The 19,132-nt window shown below is 60.3% G+C and carries 18 protein-coding genes; 9 read left to right on the forward strand and 9 right to left on the reverse strand.

Annotated features, from left to right (window positions below; translation table 11 throughout):
* The 3 genes from WFM46_RS12045 to astC all read right to left on the reverse strand — a co-directional run.
* On the reverse strand, positions 1-941 hold a 941-nt coding region (locus WFM46_RS12045), incomplete at its 3' end, for a succinylglutamate-semialdehyde dehydrogenase (protein WP_336997689.1).
* Positions 938-1,972: an arginine N-succinyltransferase gene (gene astA / locus WFM46_RS12050; RefSeq protein WP_103179276.1), complete on the reverse strand. Its 1,035-nt coding sequence runs from the start codon at positions 1,970-1,972 to the stop codon at positions 938-940. The genes WFM46_RS12045 and astA, both read right to left, overlap by 4 nt.
* Positions 1,969-3,189 carry a succinylornithine/acetylornithine transaminase gene (astC, locus tag WFM46_RS12055; RefSeq protein ID WP_336997690.1) on the reverse strand — a complete coding sequence of 407 codons (1,221 nt, stop codon included), beginning with the start codon at positions 3,187-3,189 and terminating at the stop codon, positions 1,969-1,971. Before astC ends, astA begins: the two co-directional genes overlap by 4 nt.
* Before the next feature lie 444 nt (positions 3,190-3,633).
* On the opposite strand from astC, the gene xthA reads away from it, so the two are divergent.
* The 6 genes from xthA (at position 3,634) to WFM46_RS12085 (ending at position 9,850) form a co-directional block, all read left to right on the forward strand.
* On the forward strand, positions 3,634-4,443 hold the full coding sequence (xthA, locus tag WFM46_RS12060) for an exodeoxyribonuclease III (protein ID WP_156654345.1): 810 nt from the start codon (positions 3,634-3,636) through the stop codon (positions 4,441-4,443).
* Entirely contained in the window at positions 4,444-5,130 is a 687-nt protein-coding gene (locus WFM46_RS12065) for a TVP38/TMEM64 family protein (RefSeq protein ID WP_336997691.1), read from the forward strand.
* Between the two features lie 21 nt (positions 5,131-5,151).
* Positions 5,152-6,315 (forward strand): ABC transporter substrate-binding protein, encoded by a 1,164-nt coding sequence (locus tag WFM46_RS12070; protein WP_442913457.1) that lies wholly within the window; start codon positions 5,152-5,154, stop codon positions 6,313-6,315.
* Complete coding sequence (locus tag WFM46_RS12075; protein ID WP_336997692.1) at positions 6,288-7,823, forward strand: thiamine ABC transporter permease; 1,536 nt, start codon at positions 6,288-6,290, stop codon at positions 7,821-7,823. Before WFM46_RS12070 ends, WFM46_RS12075 begins: the two co-directional genes overlap by 28 nt.
* Entirely contained in the window at positions 7,823-8,455 is a 633-nt protein-coding gene (locus tag WFM46_RS12080; protein WP_336997693.1) for an ATP-binding cassette domain-containing protein, read from the forward strand. Before WFM46_RS12075 ends, WFM46_RS12080 begins: the two co-directional genes overlap by 1 nt.
* An 87-nt stretch (positions 8,456-8,542) precedes the next feature.
* Positions 8,543-9,850: a sulfurtransferase gene (locus WFM46_RS12085; protein ID WP_336997694.1), complete on the forward strand. Its 1,308-nt coding sequence runs from the start codon at positions 8,543-8,545 to the stop codon at positions 9,848-9,850.
* On the opposite strand, the gene WFM46_RS12090 is transcribed toward WFM46_RS12085, so the two are convergent.
* Positions 9,851-10,474 (reverse strand): CDP-alcohol phosphatidyltransferase family protein, encoded by a 624-nt coding sequence (locus WFM46_RS12090; RefSeq protein WP_336997695.1) that lies wholly within the window; start codon positions 10,472-10,474, stop codon positions 9,851-9,853.
* Positions 10,467-10,967 (reverse strand): carboxymuconolactone decarboxylase family protein, encoded by a 501-nt coding sequence (locus tag WFM46_RS12095; RefSeq protein ID WP_103181074.1) that lies wholly within the window; start codon positions 10,965-10,967, stop codon positions 10,467-10,469. The genes WFM46_RS12090 and WFM46_RS12095 overlap by 8 nt, the downstream gene beginning before the upstream one ends.
* 138 nt (positions 10,968-11,105) lie before the next feature.
* Here WFM46_RS12095 and WFM46_RS12100 point away from each other — a divergent pair, with 138 nt between their 5' ends.
* Positions 11,106-11,531, forward strand: a complete 426-nt coding sequence (locus WFM46_RS12100; RefSeq protein ID WP_336997696.1) for a pyrimidine (deoxy)nucleoside triphosphate diphosphatase — start codon at positions 11,106-11,108, stop codon at positions 11,529-11,531.
* Here WFM46_RS12100 and WFM46_RS12105 read toward each other — a convergent pair.
* Positions 11,482-11,757, reverse strand: coding sequence for a YnjH family protein (locus tag WFM46_RS12105; RefSeq protein ID WP_114387331.1), 276 nt, complete (start codon positions 11,755-11,757; stop codon positions 11,482-11,484). The two genes, WFM46_RS12100 and WFM46_RS12105, sit on opposite strands and share 50 nt — an antisense overlap.
* Positions 11,758-11,996: 239 nt before the next feature.
* Here WFM46_RS12105 and gdhA point away from each other — a divergent pair, with 239 nt between their 5' ends.
* Complete coding sequence (gene gdhA / locus WFM46_RS12110; RefSeq protein WP_103179265.1) at positions 11,997-13,340, forward strand: NADP-specific glutamate dehydrogenase; 1,344 nt, start codon at positions 11,997-11,999, stop codon at positions 13,338-13,340.
* 94 nt (positions 13,341-13,434) lie between these two features.
* Here gdhA and WFM46_RS12115 read toward each other — a convergent pair whose 3' ends face one another.
* The 3 genes from WFM46_RS12115 to WFM46_RS12125 all read right to left on the reverse strand — a co-directional run bounded on the left by WFM46_RS12115 (position 13,435) and on the right by WFM46_RS12125 (position 17,055).
* Positions 13,435-15,339, reverse strand: coding sequence for a DNA topoisomerase III (locus tag WFM46_RS12115; protein WP_336997697.1), 1,905 nt, complete (start codon positions 15,337-15,339; stop codon positions 13,435-13,437).
* Positions 15,340-15,343: 4 nt separating this feature from the next.
* A complete protein-coding gene (gene selD / locus WFM46_RS12120; protein WP_336997698.1) occupies positions 15,344-16,387 on the reverse strand; it encodes a selenide, water dikinase SelD in 1,044 nt (347 codons plus the stop codon).
* 116 nt (positions 16,388-16,503) lie between these two features.
* On the reverse strand, positions 16,504-17,055 hold the full coding sequence (locus WFM46_RS12125) for an NAD(P)H nitroreductase (RefSeq protein ID WP_180209537.1): 552 nt from the start codon (positions 17,053-17,055) through the stop codon (positions 16,504-16,506).
* A 166-nt stretch (positions 17,056-17,221) separates the two neighbouring features.
* On the opposite strand from WFM46_RS12125, the gene sppA reads away from it, so the two are divergent.
* Positions 17,222-19,078 (forward strand): signal peptide peptidase SppA, encoded by a 1,857-nt coding sequence (sppA, locus tag WFM46_RS12130; RefSeq protein ID WP_336997699.1) that lies wholly within the window; start codon positions 17,222-17,224, stop codon positions 19,076-19,078.
* Positions 19,079-19,132: the final 54 nt, after the last annotated feature.

Consider the following 19,132-nt stretch of genomic DNA (forward strand, 5'->3'; position numbering starts at 1 on the left):
TCGCTGGCATCCCACGCGCCCGGCAGCAGCCGCCCGCTCACCTCAACCAGACGGGCCAGGAAAGCATCCCCTTCAGCACCGCGTTTGACCAGCAGCCGACGGGCGCAGGTGCAGCGCTGCCCGGCGGTAATAAAGGCTGACTGGATGGTCAGGTGGACCGCGGCATCGATATCCGCCGGATCGTCAACGATCAGCGCATTGTTGCCCCCCATCTCAAGGGCGAGAATTTTCTCCGGTTGCCCGGCCAGCTGGCGGTGCAGCTGATAGCCAGTTCCGGCGCTGCCGGTAAAGAGCAGCCCGTCAATATCGCTCAGCGCACTCAGCGCCTGACCGGTTTCGCGCCCGCCCTGGACGAGATTGAGCACCCCCGGCGGCAGCCCGGCCTGCTCCCACAGTTTGACCACCGCCTCGCCGCTCCAGGGCGTTAGCTCGCTCGGCTTGAAGATCACCGTGTTACCCGCCAGCAGGGCGGGCACGATGTGGCCATTCGGCAGATGGCCGGGGAAGTTATAGGGGCCAAACACCGCCAGCACGCCGTGCGGACGATGGCGCAGCGTAGCGGCCCCGTCCGCCATCTCGGTACGCTGCTCGCCGGTGCGGGTGTGGTACGCCTTAATTGAAATGGCGACCTTGTTGATCATGGCGGTAATTTCGGTCGCCGCCTCCCAGCGCGGCTTGCCGGTTTCGCTGGCAATAACGCGGGTCAGCTCCTGCTTATTTGCCTCCAGCAGGGTGGCAAATTTCTCCACGATCGCCTGACGAACGCTGAACGGCAGCTTCGCCCAGCCGGGGAACGCGGCGCGCGCGGCGCGGCACGCCTGCTCAACCTGCCCGGGGCTGGCATCCGCCCCTTGCCATAATCTCTCCTGCCCCACCGGGTTATGTTTGCTGCGAAGTTCACCTTCGCCGGTTACCCAGTCACCGTTAATCCATAAGTTCATACCGTTTTCTCCTCGGGGCACAGACGCACCATGCGAATACGATCGCCAGCGCAACATTTCAGGGCATCCAGTTGCGCTGCGGTCAGCACCAGACGTTCACATTCGGGGTCCACGCGGATCAGCGTGGCGCGATAGCTGTCATATTGTTCGTTCGCCACCAGGCAGGCCGGAAACTCACCCGGCGCGGGCTGCCCCTCGGCCACCTCCACCAGACGGCTTTTGCGGATCGCCCGCACCCGGTCGATATCACACTCCAGCGTCGGGCCGCCGTCGAAGATGTCGACATAGTTACGGTAGCGGAAGCCCTCTTTTTCCAGCACCGCGCGGGCCGGCGCGGTATGCGGATGGACCTCGCCAATTACCGCCTGCGCCTCGGGGCTGAGGAAATGGGTGTAGATGGGATGTTTTGGCATCAACTCGGCGATAAAAGCTTTCTGCCCGGTGCCGCACAGGTAGTCCGCCTTGCTGAACTCCATGGAGAAGAAGCGCTCGCCCAGGCTTTTCCAGAACGGCGAGAAGCCTGTTTCGTCGATGACGCCGCGCATCTCGGCAACCACTTTTTCGTTAAAGCGATCGCGGAAGGCGGCCATAAACAGAAAGCGCGATTTGGAGAGCAGATAGCCGTTGCCCTCTTTGCGCCACTCCGGGTCGAGAAACAGCGAGCAGAGCTCGCTGCTACCGGTGTGATCGTTACTGAGAAACAGCGTGGGCAGCGCATTGTAGACGTTCAGCTCTTTCGAGGCATGCACCAGGGTGCCCACACGGTAGTTATACCAGGGATCGTTCAGACCTACCGCCACCTCAATGGCGCAGATCCCCGCCACGGTGCCGGTAACGGTATCTTCCAGCACAAACACGTAGCCCTGTTCGCCTTTCGGCAGCGTCCCTTGCCAGGTCTCGATGGAGCGCTCAATGCGCGCCGAGAGCGTGTTTTCGTCAACGGGAAGCGAGGTTAGCCCGCCTCCCGTCTTACCGGCAAGCTGCATGAGGGCGGAGAGATCCCCGCGCTCAATGGGACGGATGACCATCATGATGACACCCCGGACTTCACCTGTTCGCAGGCCAGCGCAAAGCGATCTAACCCGGTCCGCACCTCTTCTTCGCTGACAACCAGCGCAGGCGCGAAGCGCACTACGTTAGCCCCGGCGATCAACACCATCACGCCCGCTTTTGCCGCTTCCTGTGAAATGAGTTTAGCTTTTCCGGCGAATTCATCCGTGAGCACGCAGCCAATCAGCAGCCCCAGACCGCGAATCTCTTTAAACAGGCCGGTTTTGCTGTTGATGGCCTGAAGACGCTCAACAAACCAGTCGTGACGCTGCTTCACGCCGTTCAGCACTTCCGGCGTGTTGATGATATCCAGCACCTGACCGGCCACCGCCGATGCCAGCGGGTTGCCGCCGTAGGTGGTGCCGTGGGTGCCGACGGTCATCACCCGGGCAAATTTATCGGTGGTGAGCATTGCCCCGACAGGGAAGCCGCCGCCCAGCGCTTTGGCGGTGGAGAGCACATCCGGCGTCACGCCGTAGTGCATATAGGCATAGAGCTCACCGGTGCGGCCGACGCCGGTCTGGACTTCATCGAAAATCAGCACCGCGTTGTGGCGATCGCACAGCTCGCGCAGCCCCTGCAGGAACGCTTTGTCGGCAGGCACAACGCCGCCTTCGCCCTGCATCGGCTCGACGATCACCGCGCAGGTGGACTCATCTATCAGCTCGCTGGCGGACTGCAGATCGTTATAGACCGCGTGGCGGATATCCGGTGGCAGCGGCGCGAAGTCCTGGGAGTAAGAGGGTTGCCCGCCCGCGCTGACGGTAAACAGGGTGCGGCCGTGGAAGGCATTTTTGAAGGCGACGATGCCGCTTTTGTGGCTGCCAAAATTGTCGTGGGCATACTTACGCGCCAGCTTCAGTGCCGCTTCGTTGGCCTCAGCGCCTGAGTTACAGAAGAACACTTTTTCCGCGAAGGTGGCGTCGATCAGTTTTTTCGCCAGGCGCAGCGCAGGCTCGTTGGTGTAGCCATTCCCGGTGTGCCAGAACTTTGCCGCCTGGTCGTTCAGCGCCTGACGCAGCGCCTGATGAGCATGTCCCAGGGCGTTAACCGCAATGCCCCCAGCAAAGTCGATATACTCTTTGCCCTGCTGATCCCACAGGCGCGAGCCCTCTCCCCGTACCGGAATAAAAGCCGCCGGGGCGTAAACCGGCATCATCCATTCATCAAAGTTTTCACGCGTAATTGACAGAGACATAGCGACCTCATCCGGTAAATAAAAGGTTGATAAAATGTTAAATATTTATGTGTTTGCCCTGTGAATGTAGATTGCAGCGTTCGTGCCAGCCAGCGATAAAAATGCATAAACGGGAGGGGGTAACGAAATATCAACAGGTTACAACATGGAGTTATTCACTGTTATTGCATAAAAAGTGAATATTTTTACAACAAGCGCAGCTTTACCGAAGGAAAAACAGAAATATTATGCATAGGCCAAATATAATTCTGGAATTGTGATCGCTCGCGAAATTTGTGTAGCTTTTATGCGCCATCGGAGGGCGTAACGCGTCAGAACGGTGCAGAAATTGCACTATCGGCAGGATCTGTTGCAGTAATGGGTGGAACATACGCAGCGGCGGCAGTCAGAGGGAGGAAATTCTGCTACCATCCTTGCACTATTCACCTTGCACTGGCAGCGACTATGAAATTTGTCTCTTTTAATATCAACGGCCTGCGCGCCCGCCCTCATCAACTGCAGGCCATCGTCGAAAAACATCAGCCTGACGTCATTGGCCTGCAGGAGACAAAAGTTCACGACGATATGTTCCCCCTCGAAGAGGTAGCAAAACTGGGTTACAACGTCTTTTATCACGGCCAGAAAGGTCACTACGGCGTGGCCCTGCTGACCAAAGCGGCGCCTGTCTCGGTACGTCGCGGTTTCCCGGGGGATAACGAAGAGTCCCAGCGCCGTATCATCATGGCGGAAGTGCCCTCCCCGCTGGGTAATGTCACCGTGATCAACGGTTACTTTCCCCAGGGCGAGAGCCGCGACCATCCGCTGAAATTCCCGGCCAAAGAGAAGTTCTACCAGGATCTGCAGTCATTGCTGGAAACGGAGCTGCAAAAAGATCATCCGGTGCTGATCATGGGCGATATGAACATCAGTCCGACCGATCTGGATATCGGCATCGGCGAGGACAGCCGCAAGCGCTGGCTGCGCACCGGGAAATGCTCCTTCCTGCCGGAAGAGCGCGAGTGGATGGGGCGTCTGCTGGGCTGGGGTCTGGTGGATACCTTCCGCAACGCCAACCCGGAAACCCACGATCGCTTCTCGTGGTTTGACTACCGCTCTAAAGGTTTTGATGATAACCGCGGCCTGCGCATTGACCTGCTGCTGGCAAGCAGCCCGCTGGCGGAGCGCTGCATCGAAACCGGGATCGACTATGAGATCCGTAGCATGGAAAAACCGTCCGACCATGCCCCGGTCTGGGCCACCTTCGACGTGAAATAAATGGCTGTACGTCCAGGTAAAGTTCTGCTTATTTGCGCCCTTCTGGGCGCTTTTACCCTTCTTTTTAGGCTACTTCCGCCCGGCACGCTGACGCTGGAAAACCTTCAGGCGCAGCATCAGGCACTGCAGCTATACTGCCAGCAGGCGCCGCTGAAAAGCGCCATACTCTTTTTCCTTCTCTATGTGCTGGTCACTACCCTGTCGCTGCCGGGCGCCGCGGTGTTAACCCTGCTCGGCGGGGCGCTGTTTGGCCTGTGGCCGGGGATTGTGCTGGTGTCGTTCGCCTCGACGCTGGGGGCCACGCTGGCGATGCTGAGCAGCCGCTACCTGCTGCGGGACTGGGTGCAGCGCCGTTTTGCCGGGCCAATGCGCACGGTTAACGAAGGTGTCTCGCGGGACGGGGCGTTCTATCTCTTTGCCTTGCGCCTGATGCCGCTGTTCCCGTTCTTTGTGGTCAACCTGCTGTCGGGGATCGCCCCGATCGGATTGTGGCGCTACTGGTGGGTCAGTCAGCTCGGCATGCTGCCAGGGGCAATCGTCTATCTTAATGCCGGACACCAGCTGGGGCAGATCGCCGCGCTGCGTGATATCCTTTCCCCCGGCGTGGTCATTGCCTTTACGCTACTGGGGCTGCTGCCGCTTACCACCCGCTGGCTGTTCGCCCGCTTTTCCCGCACTTCTCCATAACAGAGAGGCACTATGCGCCGTGTGCGTTTTTGCATGTTGTTAACGGGCCTGCTGATGGCAGGACACGCGCTGGCCGATGACGGCTGGCAGAAAATCAAAGAGGAGGCCCGGGGCCAGACCGTCTGGTTTAACGCCTGGGGCGGCGATGAGGCGGTGAACCGCTACCTGGACTGGGTGAGCGGGGAGATGAAAAGCCACTACGCCATAAACCTGAAGATTGTCCGTCTGGCGGATGCCGCCGACGCGGTGAAGCGCATCCAGACCGAGGCCAGCGCCGGGCGTAAAACCAACGGTTCGGTGGATCTGCTGTGGGTCAACGGCGAGAACTTCCGCACCCTCAAAACCGCCGGGCTGTTACTGACCGGCTGGGCGCAAATGCTGCCTGACTGGCGCTATGTGGATACCACCAAACCGGTGACGGAGGATTTTGCCATCCCGACCGAGGGAGCCGAGTCTCCGTGGGGCAGCGCGCAGCTGACCTTTATCGCCAGCCGCAAGAGCCTGCCGCAGCCGCTGGCTGACCCTCAGGCGCTGCTGGCGTACGCCACGCAACATCCCGGCACCATCACCTATCCGCGCCCGCCCGACTTTACCGGCACCGCGTTTCTGGAACAGCTTCTGCTGACGCAAACCACCCAGCCGGAGGCGCTGAAACAGCCGCCCGACGGCGCCACCTTTGCCCGGGTGACCGCGCCGCTCTGGACTTATCTCGATAAACTACATCCGTACCTGTGGCGCGAGGGCAAAGACTTCCCGCCTTCACCGGCGCGGATGGATGCCCTGCTGGCCAGCGGCAATTTAAACCTGTCGATCACCTTTAACCCGGCCCACGCCCGGCAGAAAGTGGCCAGCAAAGCGCTGCCCGCAGACAGCTACAGCTTTGGTTTTCAACAGGGGATGATCGGCAACGTACATTTTGTGGCGATCCCGGCCAACGCCTCCGCCAGCGCGGGGGCGAAAGTCGTCGCGAATTTCATGCTCTCGCCGCAGGCACAGATCCGCAAGGCGGACCCGGCTAACTGGGGCGATCCCACTGTGCTGGATCCACAAAAACTCCCGGCGGCAGCGGCGGATAAATTGCGCCAGTTTATGCCGACTGAGCTTCCGCCAACGCTCGCTGAACCACATGCCGCCTGGGTGAACGCGCTGGAGCAGGAATGGCTGCGTCGTTACGGCACTCACTAAGCGGGCTTGCCTGGCTGCTGATGGCGGCGGTGTACCTGCCGCTGCTGCCCGCCTTCGGCCTGCTGCTGCCCCCGATCTTCTCCCTTGAGAACTGGCGGGCGCTGGCCGCCGATCCGCAAATCCCGCAGGCGCTGGCCGCCACGCTGGTTTCCACCCTGATTGCCGCCGCCGGGGCGCTAATGCTGGCCCTGGCGGTGGTGGCCGCGTTGTGGCCCGGCAGCCGCTGGCGACGCCTGTGCAACCATCTGCCGTGGCTGCTGGCGATCCCCCACGTGGCGTTTGCCGTCAGCGTGCTGCTGATATTTGCCGAAGGGGGAGAACTCTACCGCCTCTGCTCTCTCTGTTCACCGATAGTGGATCGCTACGGGATCGGGCTGGGGCTGACCCTCGCCGTCAAGGAGAGCGCCTTTGTGGTCTGGGCGATTTACGCCTCGCTGCCGGAAAAAGAGCTGGCGCAAAAGGTGACGATCCTGCGATCGCTGGGTTACGGACGCTGGCAGGCGCTGCGCTGGCTGATCCTGCCCGCCATTGCGCCTGCGCTGGGGGCGGTGATGCTGGCGGTGATCGCCTGGTCGCTGTCGGTGGTGGATGTGGCCCTGATCCTCGGGCCGGGTAATCCCCCCACCCTGGCGGTGCTGGCGTGGCAGTGGCTGACGCAGGGGGACAACGTCCAGCAGGCGAAGGGAATGCTGGTCTGCGTGATCCTGCTTCTGCTGCTGGAGCTGATTGCTATCGCGATATTTATCAGCTGGCGGCGCTGGCGCACCACCATTCCGGCCATCTCCGGGGAGCGCCCGATGCCGCGTCCGCAGCTTCTGGGGCGGGCCTGCGGCCTGCTGCTCCCCCTGGCCGGGATCGCCAGCATCGCGGTGCTGGTTCTGGTGGCGGGCAATGCCAGCGTTTCGCGGGAGACGGCCGGGGTGAGTCTGACGCTGGGGCTGCTCTCAGCGGGGATAGCGCTGGGGATGATCCTGCTCTGGCTCGAATGGGGCCCGCAGCGCGGGGGATTTTGGGTCTGGCTGCCGCTGGCCCTTCCCGCCCTGCCGCTGGTGGCCGGGCAGTACCGGCTGGCGCTGCTGTTGCAGCTGGACGGGCAGTTTGTCGCCGTGCTGTGGGGACATTTACTGTGGGTGCTGCCGTGGATGCTGCTGGTGATGCAACCGGCGTGGCGCAGGCTCGATCCGCGCCTGATCCTGACAGCCCGCACCCTCGGCTGGGGATCGCTTAAAATTTTCTGGCTGATCAAATGCCCGCAGATGATCCGCCCGGCACTGACGGCGTTTGCCGTCGGCTTTTCCGTCAGCGTGGCGCAGTATCTGCCCACCCTGTGGCTGGGTAGCGGACGGTTTACCACCCTCACCACCGACGCGGTGGCGCTCAGCAGCGGCGGCAGTAGCGCGGTGCTGGCAGCCCAGGCGCTCTGGCAACTGCTGCTGCCGATGCTGATTTTCGCCGCCTGCATTTTGATTGCCCGGCTGGTTGGCCGTTTTCGACAGGGGTTACGTTAATGCTTGTGGTCAAGGATGTTTCGCTCTCTCTGCGTCAGACGGCGCTGCTGCACAACGTCAGTTTTTCGGTGGTGCCCGGCGAAATTCTCACCCTGATGGGCCCTTCCGGCAGCGGCAAATCGTCTCTGTTTGCCTGGATGGTAGGTGCCCTGCCCGCTGATTTTCGCGCCGAAGGGGAGCTGTGGATCAACGCCCGTCGCTGCGACACGCTGCCCACCGAACAGCGCGGGCTGGGTCTGCTGTTTCAGGATGCACTGCTTTTTGATCATTTCAGCGTCGGACAGAATTTGCTGCTGGCGCTTCCGGCGTCCATCAAAGGGGAGCAGCGTAAACAGCAGGTAATCGCGGCGCTGGATGCCGCCGATTTGCCCGGTTTCTTTCAGCGCGATCCCGCCACGCTGTCCGGCGGGCAGCGTGCCCGGGTCAGCCTGCTGCGCGCGCTGCTGGCCCAGCCCCAGGCGTTGCTGCTTGATGAACCCTTTAGCCGCCTGGATAAAACGCTGCGCGACCAGTTTCGCCGCTGGGTATTTGCCGAAGTGCGCGCCCGGCGCATTCCCGTCGTTCAGGTGACCCACGATGAAGAGGATATTCCCGCTGAGGGTCGGGTGCTGGCGATGGAGAACTGGCAATGAATCCCATGGCAACCTGCGCAAACGCAACGTTTTTTGTCGGGAGGATTGCCACAATCACCGCTCTTTTTTCTTACGACGGGCATTTCGATGAAACGTGTTTCTCAACTGACCGCGCTGACCGCCGCGTTAGGTCTCGCCTCTTTCTTCTCTTTTGCCGCTGATATGGCGCCCTCCCTCACACTTGCAGAGCTTCAGCAGCAGAAAGGCGCGGTGATCGATACCCGCATCAGCGCCTTTTACAACGGCTGGCCCCAGAGGCTGAACGGCCCATCCGGACATGAGCCTTCGGCTCTTAACCTCTCTGCCAGCTGGCTGGGTGCCATGTCTGAGGCGCAGCTGAAAGCCTGGGCCATGCGGCATCAACTGACGCTGACCACCCCCATCGCATTATATGGCAGCGAGAGCGATAACCAGGCCGTGAAGGCGCGGCTGACTGAGGCAGGCTTCAGCCACATCACCCTGCTCGGTGATGCCCTGCAAACCCCGTCTCGCCTGCAGCGTCTCGCCCATTTCGAACAGCTGGTCTATCCCCAGTGGCTGCATCAGCTCCAGCAGGGAAAAACGGTCCCTGCCGCCCCTGCCGGCGAGTGGAAAGTGATTGAGGCCGCCTGGGGTGCGCCGAAATTTTACCTGTTGAGCCACATTCCCGGCGCGGACTATATCGACACCAACGAAGTAGAAAGCGAGCCGCTGTGGAACAAGGTCTCTGATGCCGATCTGAAGGCGATGCTGGCGAAACACGGCATCCGCCATGACACCACGGTGATCCTCTACGGACGCGATGTCTACGCCGCCGCGCGCGTGGCTCAGATCATGCTGTATGCCGGCGTGAAAGATGTACGCCTGCTGGACGGCGGCTGGAAAACGTGGGATGACGCGAAGCTGCCGGTCGAGCGCGGCACGCCCGACAAGGTCAAACCCGCCGCCGATTTTGGCGCGCCGATCCCCGGTCAGCCGCAGCTGATGCTGAGCACCGAACAGGCCCGCGGCCTGCTGCATCGTCAGGACGCTTCGCTGGTGAGCGTTCGCTCGTGGCCGGAGTTTACCGGTGTCACCAGCGGCTACAGCTACATCAAACCTAAAGGGGAGATCCAGGGTGCCCGCTGGGGCCACGCCGGAAGCGACTCGACCCATATGGAGGATTTCCATAACCCGGACGGCACCATGCGCAGCGCGGATGATATCGCCAGGATGTGGAAGCAGTGGAACATTCTGCCGGATCAGCAGGTGGCCTTCTACTGCGGCACCGGCTGGCGGGCATCAGAAACCTTTATGTATGCCCGGGCGATGGGCTGGAAACATATCGGCGTCTATGACGGCGGCTGGTATGAGTGGAGCAGCAACCCGCAGAACCCGGTAGTGGCTGGGGAACGCGGGCCAGACAGCTCGCGGTGATCACGGCTGGCGCTGAACCTCCTTCAGCGTCAGATACCCGCTCCAGATGCGCGTTGTGGTGGTGAGCCAGCACAACGCGCCAAACACCCACGCCAGCCACCCGAAATGCGCCGGGAACAGGCAAATGAGCACGAACAGCAGCAGCGTTTCCGTCCCCTCCGTCAGGCCACCCAGATAGTAAAACGACTTGTGGGCATAGCCTGGATTGTCTATCTCATGCTTCGCGGCCAGGGCAGCAAACGCCAGAAAACTGCTCCCGGTGCCGATAAAGGCAAACAGCAGCCAGGCGGCAGGCAGCGCATTGTTAACCGGATCCGCCAGGGCAAAGCCAAAGGGCACCAGGGCATAGAAGAGGAAATCGAGGGAGATATCGAGAAAGCCTCCGGCATCGCTCAGCCCGCGCCGCCGGGCCAGCGCGCCGTCCAGCCCATCGAGCAAGCGGTTCAGCGCAATGGCCACCAGCGCCGCCAGGTACCAGCCCAGCGCCAGAAACGGCAGCGCCAGTACCCCGATGGCAAAGCCCATCAGCGTAATACCGTCCGGGGTGATGCCCGGTTTATCCAGGGTTGCGACCAGCCGGTTGAGCAGCGGCTTGATGCGCGGATGAAGGTGGCGGTCAAGCATCCTGTTTTTCTCCTCTTATCGCGCACAACCCCTGGGAGGGGATATCCAGCGCCGCGTTAAAGCGGGCGGATAAATTCTGAAAACCAATCAGCGCCGTCATCTCGGTAATCGCCTCGTCATTGAAGTACTGGCGCAGCGCCGCTTTGGTGGCCTCATCCACCACCGGCGGTGTGGCGGTAACGGCTTCCGCATAGGCTAGCGCGGCGCGCTCCTTATCGCTGAACAGGCTGCTGTCTCGCCATGTCGCGACGGCCTGCACCTTATCCAGCCCGCCGCTGCGTTCCGCCAGGCGCAGCGCGTTGGCATCGATGCAAAAGGCGCAGTGGCAGATCTGCGAGACGCGGGTCATCAGCAGCGAACGCAGTACCGGCTCAAGGGGCGATTTTTTGCGTTCCAGAAAGCCTACAAACAGCGCCACCAGCCAGAACAGCCGGGGCATTCTTCCCCACCAGCGCAGCGGATTAAGCACTGCGCCATAATGTTTTTTCTGCATTGCCGCGACAGGCGTTAGAATGGTGGGAATGGATTCGATGGGTTTAACCCAGACGGGTGGTCTCTCGTTCACAGGATGCTCCTGGCGTGTTAAGTGCGCAGATCCTAACTCTTTTTCTTTTATTTATTATTGACGACCATGCTAAAAACACTCGATGTTGTCTGCGCTATTCTCGAACGGGATGGCAAAATTTTACTGGCGCAACGCCCGCTGCATGCGGATCAGCCCGGTCTGTGGGAGTTTGCCGGGGGAAAAGTGGAGGCGGGGGAAACCCAGCCCGCGGCATTAGTGCGTGAACTGCGCGAGGAGTTGGGCATTGAGGCCTGCCCCGCAGAGTATATCGCCAGCCATCAACGGGAAGTGTCCCAGCGACTGATTAACCTACACGCCTGGCACGTCGCGGAATTCACCGGCACGCCGGAAACGCGCTATCACAGCCAGCTGGTATGGTGTTCACCGCACGAGGCGCTGGATTACAACCTCGCCCCGGCAGATATCCCTTTGTTACAGGCGTTTATTCTCTTACGCGACGCCACACCAGCGGATTCGTACTCAGGGCGTTAGGATCGCGCTGGCACTGCAACAGGACCCCCTCGGCTTTTACCACCGCCCCTTCTGAATAGTTCTGATCCTGATAGATGCAGCACTGGTTACACGGCGGTGGACGCTGACCGCTGGAGCTGAAGATCTCCGGCGGGATATTCACATCCACCCCGGTTCCAAACCGCTGATCGGCCTGACTGCCAGCCGCGAAAACCCCAAGCAAAACAGCCATCACAATACGCTTCATCGACGCTTCTTCCTGTTATGTCCTGATATTCACTATAACGGTAAAAACAGCGCGAAGCTTTAATCCCCCCTTCGGTCATCGTTTTTTATTATGACCCGGCGCGTTTAATGAATTTAACTTGAGGACGAAATTTAGCTTGCGTCACAAAGCCTGTCGGGTGGTATAGTCGAAAAACACAACATCACGAAGATATTTGTTACAAATTAAATAATCCCAATATATTAGAGGAACTTATAGTTATGGACCAGGCTTGCTCCCTTGACTCCTTTCTGAATCGTGTTCAGCAGCGTGACCCGCATCAGAGCGAATTTGCTCAGGCCGTCCGCGAAGTGATGACCACCCTCTGGCCATTCCTGGAACAAAATCCCCGCTATCGTCAGATGTCCCTGCTTGAGCGCCTGGTTGAACCTGAACGCGTGATCCAGTTCCGCGTGGTCTGGGTTGATGACCGCAACCAGGTACAGGTTAACCGTGCCTGGCGCGTACAGTTCAACTCGGCGATCGGCCCGTTCAAGGGGGGCATGCGTTTCCATCCGTCGGTAAACCTGTCGATTCTGAAGTTCCTCGGCTTTGAACAGACCTTTAAAAATGCCCTGACCACCCTGCCGATGGGCGGCGGAAAAGGCGGCAGCGATTTTGATCCGAAAGGCAAGAGCGAAGGCGAAGTGATGCGTTTCTGCCAGGCGCTGATGACGGAACTCTATCGTCACCTGGGCGCCGACACCGACGTACCGGCTGGCGATATCGGGGTTGGCGGACGCGAAGTGGGCTTTATGGCCGGGATGATGAAAAAACTCTCCAACAACAGCGCCTGCGTCTTTACCGGGAAAGGCCTCTCCTTCGGCGGCAGCCTGATCCGCCCGGAAGCCACCGGTTACGGTCTGGTCTATTTCACTGAAGCGATGCTGAAGCGTCATGGGATGAGCTTTGAGGGCATGCGTGTCGCCGTATCCGGCTCCGGCAACGTGGCTCAGTACGCTATCGAAAAAGCGATGCAGTTCGGCGCACGCGTCATCACCGCCTCCGACTCCAGCGGCACCGTGGTGGATGAAGCGGGCTTTACAACCGAAAAACTGGCGCGCCTGTGCGAAATCAAAGCCAGCCGCGACGGTCGCGTGGCCGACTATGCCCGTGAATTCGGTCTGACCTACCTTGAAGGCAAGCAGCCGTGGTCAGTGCCGGTGGATATCGCCCTGCCGTGCGCCACCCAGAACGAACTGGATGTTGATGCCGCGCGCCAGCTTATCGCCAACGGCGTGAAAGCGGTAGCTGAAGGGGCCAACATGCCCACCACCATTGAAGCCACCGACCTGTTCCTGGAAGCGAACGTGCTGTTTGCCCCGGGTAAAGCGGCTAACGCGGGCGGCGTGGCGACCTCTGGCCTCGAGATGGCGCAAAACGCCGCTCGCATGGGCTGGAAGGCGGAGAAAGTGGATGCGCGTCTGCACCATATCATGCTCGATATTCACCACGCCTGCGTCGAGTACGGTGGGGAAGAGAAGCAGACCAACTACGTTCGCGGCGCGAACATCGCCGGATTTGTGAAGGTTGCGGATGCGATGATGGGTCAGGGTGTGATCTGATTGTGTGGCTGTGCCGGGTGGCGGCTTCGCCTTACCCGGCCTACAAAAACCTCAAACCGTAGGCCCGGTAAGCGCAGCGCCACCGGACAAATTCTCAGGCCGCACTCTTCTTCTTAAATTTTTTCTTCCTGTCGCCGCCCGGCGCCACCATGCCGCGAAAATCCCTTACCGAGGTATTCCGCGCCTGATTGATCAGATCGAACAGCGTACCCACCAGCGGCTGCATAAAGTCCTGATAGCGACACTGCTTTTCGCTGATCTGAGTCAGCACCGACTCCCAGTGGGCGGTCATGTCCGGCCTCGCGGCCATCTCCGGCAGGGAGTGGATCAGCGCCCTTCCGGCATCCGTCGAGTGGATATAACGCCCTTTCTTGTGCAGAAAACCGCGTTTGAACAGCAGCTCAATGATCCCGGCGCGGGTCGCTTCGGTTCCCAGGCCGTCAGTGGCGCGGAGGATCTTCTTCAGATCTTTATCCTGCACAAAGCGGGCGATACCGGTCATCGCGGAGAGCAGCGTGGCGTCGGTAAAGTGCCGCGGCGGCTGGGTCTGTCGCTCCACCACTTCGCCCTTCTCGCACAGCAATTCATCCTCTTTTTTCACCACCGGCAACGGCGTACCGTCGTTCTCCTCATCCCGCTCTTTATTGCCCAGCAGCGTGCGCCACCCTGCTTCCGCCAGAAAACGGGCTTTGGCAATGAACTTGCCTTTGGCGATCTCCAGCTCAATGACGCACTTGCGGAACACCGCATCCGGGCAGAACTGCATCAGATACTGGCGGGCCACGAGGGTATAAATCTTCGATTCGTTATCCGTCAGGTTGACGGAACTGCTGCGCGCGGTGGGAATGATGGCATGGTGGGCATCCACCTTTTTATCGTCCCAGCAGCGGTTGCGGGTATCCGGGTTGACCACCGGCTGTGGCACGAGAGCGGGGGCGTGTACGGCAATGGCGTTCAGCACCGCATGGCGCCCGGCGAAATGCTCTTCTGGCAGGTAGCGGCTGTCGGAACGCGGGTAGGTAATGAGTTTGTGCGTCTCGTACAGCTTCTGGCAGATATCGAGTACGTTTTGCGCGCTCAGGCCGTAGCGTTTTGCCGCCTCGATCTGCAAAGCAGAGAGGGAGAACGGCAGCGGCGCGGGTTCTGATTCCCGTTTATCGTTATAGCTGGTGACGACGGCGGGCTGGCCCTGGATGCGGGTCACCACGTGATCGGCCAGCGGACGATGCAGCAGGCGTCCCTCTTCATCCTGGTAGGGTTCACAGGCCTCACTCGGCTGCCAGACTGCGGTAAAGCGTTCGTCCTTCGGGGTGACAATATGGGCTTTCACCTCGAAGAAATCTTTGGCGACAAAGTTCTCGATCTCTTCGTCGCGACGCACCACCAGCCCCAGCACCGGCGTCTGCACCCGGCCAACGGAGAGCACCCCCTGATAACCCGCGTTGCGCCCGAGAATGGTATAGGCGCGGGTCATGTTGATGCCGTAGAGCCAGTCGGCGCGGGCGCGGGCCAGCGCAGACACGCACAGCGGGACAAACTCGCTGTTGGCGCGCAGACGGGTGATGGCCCGCTCTACCGCCTGCGGGTTGAGGTCGTTAATCAGACAGCGCTGCACCTGCTGGCGTTTTTCCGGCGCCAGACTCAGGTAATCCAGCACCTCGTCCACCAGCAACTGCCCTTCCCTGTCCGGGTCACCGGCGTGGATCACCTCGGATGCCTCGTTCAGCAACCGCTTAATGACGTTGAGCTGTTTGGTGACCGACGGGCGCGGCTGCAGCTGCCACTTCTCCGGCACGATGGGCAGATCGTTAAGATTCCAGCGCGCATAGCGGCTGTCGTAGGCGTCCGGCTGGGCCTGCTCCAGCAGGTGGCCGATACACCAGGTGACCACCTGGCCGTTTCCGCACTCAATGTAGCCGTCACCCTTGCGATGCGGTTTGGGTAAAACGTCCGCAATCGCCCGGGCGAGGCTGGGTTTTTCGGCAATAAATAACCGCATTGAATTAACGGATCTCAATCATCGGACGGCCACCGCGAGCGGTCACCAGCTCGCCAATGGCGGTCAGGGTAATACCGAACTCGGCGGCGGTCGCGCGCACTGCCTCTTCGGCGTCTGGCGTCACGGCCAGCAGCAGGCCGCCGGAGGTCTGCGGGTCGCACAGCAGATCGCGCCACTCGGCAGGCATCTCGCCCATCAGATGGCCGTAGCTGGCGAAGTTACGCTGTGTGCCACCCGGGACCGCGCCTTGCGCAATGTAGGCTTCCACGCCCGGCAGCTTCGGCACGTCCTGATACCAGACCTGCGCCTGCACGCCTGCGCCCTGGCACACTTCGCTCAGGTGGCCCAGCAGCCCAAAACCGGTGACGTCGGTCATCGCCTTCACCCCCTCGATGTCGGCAAAGGCAGCACCGGCAAGGTTCATCTGGCACATCACCTCTGTTGCCAGCCCTTTGTGCTCAGGCAACAGCAGCGATTTTTTCTCGGCGGTGGTGAGTACGCCAATGCCCAGCGGCTTGGTGAGGAACAGCTTGCAGCCCGCTTCCGCGGTGCTGTTACGCTTGACGCGCTCCGTTGGCACCACGCCGGTCACCGCCAGGCCAAAAATCGGCTCCGGGGCATCAATGGAGTGGCCACCCGCCAGGGCGATCCCCGCCTGCTGGCAGGCGAAACGCCCGCCCTCGATCACGTCGCGGGCGATCTCCGGGGCCAGGGTGTTAATCGGCCAGCCAAGGATCGCAATCGCCATGATCGGCTTACCGCCCATCGCAAAAATGTCGCTGATGGCGTTCGTGGCCGCAATGCGCCCGAAATCGTAGGGATTGTCGACGATTGGCATAAAGAAATCGGTGGTGCTGATAATGCTGGTGCCGTTACCCAGATCGTAGACGGCAGCATCATCGCGGGTTTCATTGCCAACAAGCAGGTTCGGGTCGATAAACTTCGCCTGCTCGCTGTGCAGAATGGTTTCCAGCACTTTGGGGGAAATTTTACAACCGCAACCGGCTCCATGGCTGTATTGCGTTAAACGAATAGCTTGCTCGCTCATGACAATCTCCTTTCATTACAATTGCACTATGTTAGCGCTCATTCCATTAAGTGATAAGTATGACTGTCTGAATTCTGCTGCACTTGCTCAGGATCCAGACAGTTTTATGCCATTAATCAGAAACGGGTGACAAAAGGCGCGGTGTCAGGCACGGAAACGGTGGTGGAGGCTTTAAGCTGCGGGGTGCCCAGATAGAGGAAACCGACGATTTTATCATCTGCGCCGCAGTCGAGGCCTTCCCGCACGACCGGGCTGTCGGTCAGTGCGCCGCTACGCCAGATACCGTTATAGCCCTGGGCGACTGCCGCCATCTGCATCGCCATGACCGCGCAGCCCGCGGACATCTCCTGCTCCCACACCGGCACCTTGTGCTGCGGCTGGCATTTCGCGACCACGGCGATGATCATCGGGGCGCGGAACGGCGCGTTACGGGCTTTCTCAATCGCCTTTTCATCCTGCCCGGCGGCAACAGCGCCCTTCTCCAGCAGGGTGCTGAAGCGCTCGCGCCCTTCCCCTTCGATGATAAAGAAGTGCCACGGCTGCAAGGTACCGTGATCCGGGGCGCGCATTCCGGCGCGAAGAATATTCTCCAGCTGTTCGCCTGCTGGCGCGGGCTCCGCCAGACGCGCTGCGCTACGACGGTTAACAAGCAGTTCGAGTGCATCCATTGGGTTAACTCCTGTCTTGAAATTTACTCAAAATTAACACGACGGCAGATTTTGTTACAGCGTAGCAGGCGATTCCTGCTGACAAGTGACGGTCGGGTCATTACGATAGCCCGACAACGCCGTCCAGTAGCGACGGAATAGGTAATTATCTGGACAGGGAGAATACATGCGAACCCTCTGGCGACTGTTTGCCGGCTTTTTTAAATGGACGTGGCGACTGCTCAATTTCGTCCGCAACCTGGTGATGAACCTCTTTTTCATCCTGTTTGTGATAGTTTGCGTCGGTGTCTGGATGCACCTCAGCGCCTCCAGCCAGAGTCAGAGCGCCGGGCGTGGCGCGCTGCTGCTGGATATCGCCGGCGTGGTGGTGGATAAACCGTCCACCAGCAATCGCCTTGGCGTGCTGGGCCGCCAGCTGTTTGGTGCCAGCGGTGACCGTCTGCAGGAAAACTCACTGTTCGATATCGTCGACGCCATTCGTCAGGCGAAGGACGATCGCAACATTACCGGCATCGTGCTGGATCTGAAGAACTTTGCCGGGGCGGATCAGCCTTCGATGCAGTATATCGGTAAAGCGCTGCGGGAATTCCGCGACAGCGGCAAACCGGTGATTGCGGTGGGCGATAACTACAGCCAGGGGCAATACTATCTGGCGAGCTTTGCCAATAAAGTGTGGCTCTCGCCGCAGGGCGCCGTCGATCTGCACGGTTTTGCCACTAACGGCCTCTATTACAAATCGCTGCTCGATAAGCTGAAGGTTACCACCCACGTCTTCCGCGTCGGGACCTATAAATCTGCCGTTGAGCCATTTATCCGCGACGATATGTCCCCTGCCGCCCGTGAAGCGGACAGCCGCTGGATTGGCGAACTGTGGCAGAACTACCTCAGTACCGTGGCCGCTAACCGCCAGATCACCACCGGGCAGGTCTTCCCGGGTGCCCAGGGCGTGCTGGATGGGCTGCGTAAGGTTGATGGCGATACCGCGAAATATGCGCTGGATAACAAGCTGGTGGATGCCCTGGGCTCAAGCGCCGAAATTGAAAAGTCCCTGACCAAACAGTTCGGCTGGAGCAAAGAGGAGAAGAACTACAGCGCCATCAGCTTCTATGATTATCAGGCGAAAAAACGTGCCGATACCGGGGACAGCATCGCCGTGGTCTTCGCGAACGGCGCGATCATGGATGGCGAAGAGACGCCGGGCAACGTCGGGGGTGATACCACTGCCGCACAAATCCGCGACGCGCGCCTCGACCCGAAAGTGAAAGCGATTGTGCTGCGGGTTAACAGCCCGGGCGGCAGCGTCAGCGCATCGGAAGTGATCCGCGCTGAGCTGGCAGCCGCGCGCGCCGCCGGGAAACCGGTGGTGGTCTCCATGGGCGGTATGGCGGCCTCCGGGGGCTACTGGATCTCCACCCCGGCGAACTACATCGTGGCGAACCCGAGCACCCTTACCGGCTCGATTGGCATCTTCGGGGTGATTAACACCGTTGAAAACAGCCTCGACTATCTGGGGGTGCATACCGATGGCGTCGCCACGTCGCCGCTGGCCGACATTGCCGTAACCAAAGCGTTACCGCCGGAAGTGTCGCAGATGATGCAGCTCAGCATTGAGAATGGCTATAAGCGCTTTATCACCCTGGTGGCCGACTCCCGTAAGCGAACCCCGGAACAGATCGACCAGATTGCCCAGGGTCATGTCTGGACGGGTCAGGATGCGAAGAGCAACGGTCTGGTGGATAACCTGGGCGACTTCGATGATGCCGTCGCCAAGGCCGCGGAACTGGCGAAGCTGAAGCAGTGGCACGTCGATTTCTATCAGGATGAGCCGACCTTCATGGATCTCGTGATGGACAGCGTCTCCGGCTCGGTAAAAGCCATGCTGCCAGACGCGCTGCAGGCTTACCTGCCCGCTCCGGTCGCCACGGCGGCGAAAGCGGTCAAAGCCGAGGGCGACAAGCTGGCCGCCTTCAACGATCCGCAAAACCGCTACGCGTTCTGCCTCACCTGCGCTAACGTACGGTAATTCCCATCCCCTCTTCCGCGAAGAGGGGATTTTTCTTTGAAGCAAACGAACATT

Source organism: Leclercia sp. M50 (assembly GCF_037150775.1).
Classification (GTDB): domain Bacteria; phylum Pseudomonadota; class Gammaproteobacteria; order Enterobacterales; family Enterobacteriaceae; genus Enterobacter.

Coding starts and splice junctions, on each gene's coding strand:
- astA (WP_103179276.1), bottom strand. CDS start 1,972: ATGATGGTCATCCGTCCCATTGAGCGCGGGGATCTCTCCGCCCTCATG.
- astC (WP_336997690.1), bottom strand. CDS start 3,189: ATGTCTCTGTCAATTACGCGTGAAAACTTTGATGAATGGATGATGCCG.
- xthA (WP_156654345.1), top strand. CDS start 3,634: ATGAAATTTGTCTCTTTTAATATCAACGGCCTGCGCGCCCGCCCTCAT.
- WFM46_RS12065 (WP_336997691.1), top strand. CDS start 4,444: ATGGCTGTACGTCCAGGTAAAGTTCTGCTTATTTGCGCCCTTCTGGGC.
- WFM46_RS12075 (WP_336997692.1), top strand. CDS start 6,288: ATGGCTGCGTCGTTACGGCACTCACTAAGCGGGCTTGCCTGGCTGCTG.
- WFM46_RS12080 (WP_336997693.1), top strand. CDS start 7,823: ATGCTTGTGGTCAAGGATGTTTCGCTCTCTCTGCGTCAGACGGCGCTG.
- WFM46_RS12085 (WP_336997694.1), top strand. CDS start 8,543: ATGAAACGTGTTTCTCAACTGACCGCGCTGACCGCCGCGTTAGGTCTC.
- WFM46_RS12090 (WP_336997695.1), bottom strand. CDS start 10,474: ATGCTTGACCGCCACCTTCATCCGCGCATCAAGCCGCTGCTCAACCGG.
- WFM46_RS12095 (WP_103181074.1), bottom strand. CDS start 10,967: ATGCAGAAAAAACATTATGGCGCAGTGCTTAATCCGCTGCGCTGGTGG.
- WFM46_RS12100 (WP_336997696.1), top strand. CDS start 11,106: ATGCTAAAAACACTCGATGTTGTCTGCGCTATTCTCGAACGGGATGGC.
- WFM46_RS12105 (WP_114387331.1), bottom strand. CDS start 11,757: ATGAAGCGTATTGTGATGGCTGTTTTGCTTGGGGTTTTCGCGGCTGGC.
- gdhA (WP_103179265.1), top strand. CDS start 11,997: ATGGACCAGGCTTGCTCCCTTGACTCCTTTCTGAATCGTGTTCAGCAG.
- WFM46_RS12115 (WP_336997697.1), bottom strand. CDS start 15,339: ATGCGGTTATTTATTGCCGAAAAACCCAGCCTCGCCCGGGCGATTGCG.
- selD (WP_336997698.1), bottom strand. CDS start 16,387: ATGAGCGAGCAAGCTATTCGTTTAACGCAATACAGCCATGGAGCCGGT.
- WFM46_RS12125 (WP_180209537.1), bottom strand. CDS start 17,055: ATGGATGCACTCGAACTGCTTGTTAACCGTCGTAGCGCAGCGCGTCTG.
- sppA (WP_336997699.1), top strand. CDS start 17,222: ATGCGAACCCTCTGGCGACTGTTTGCCGGCTTTTTTAAATGGACGTGG.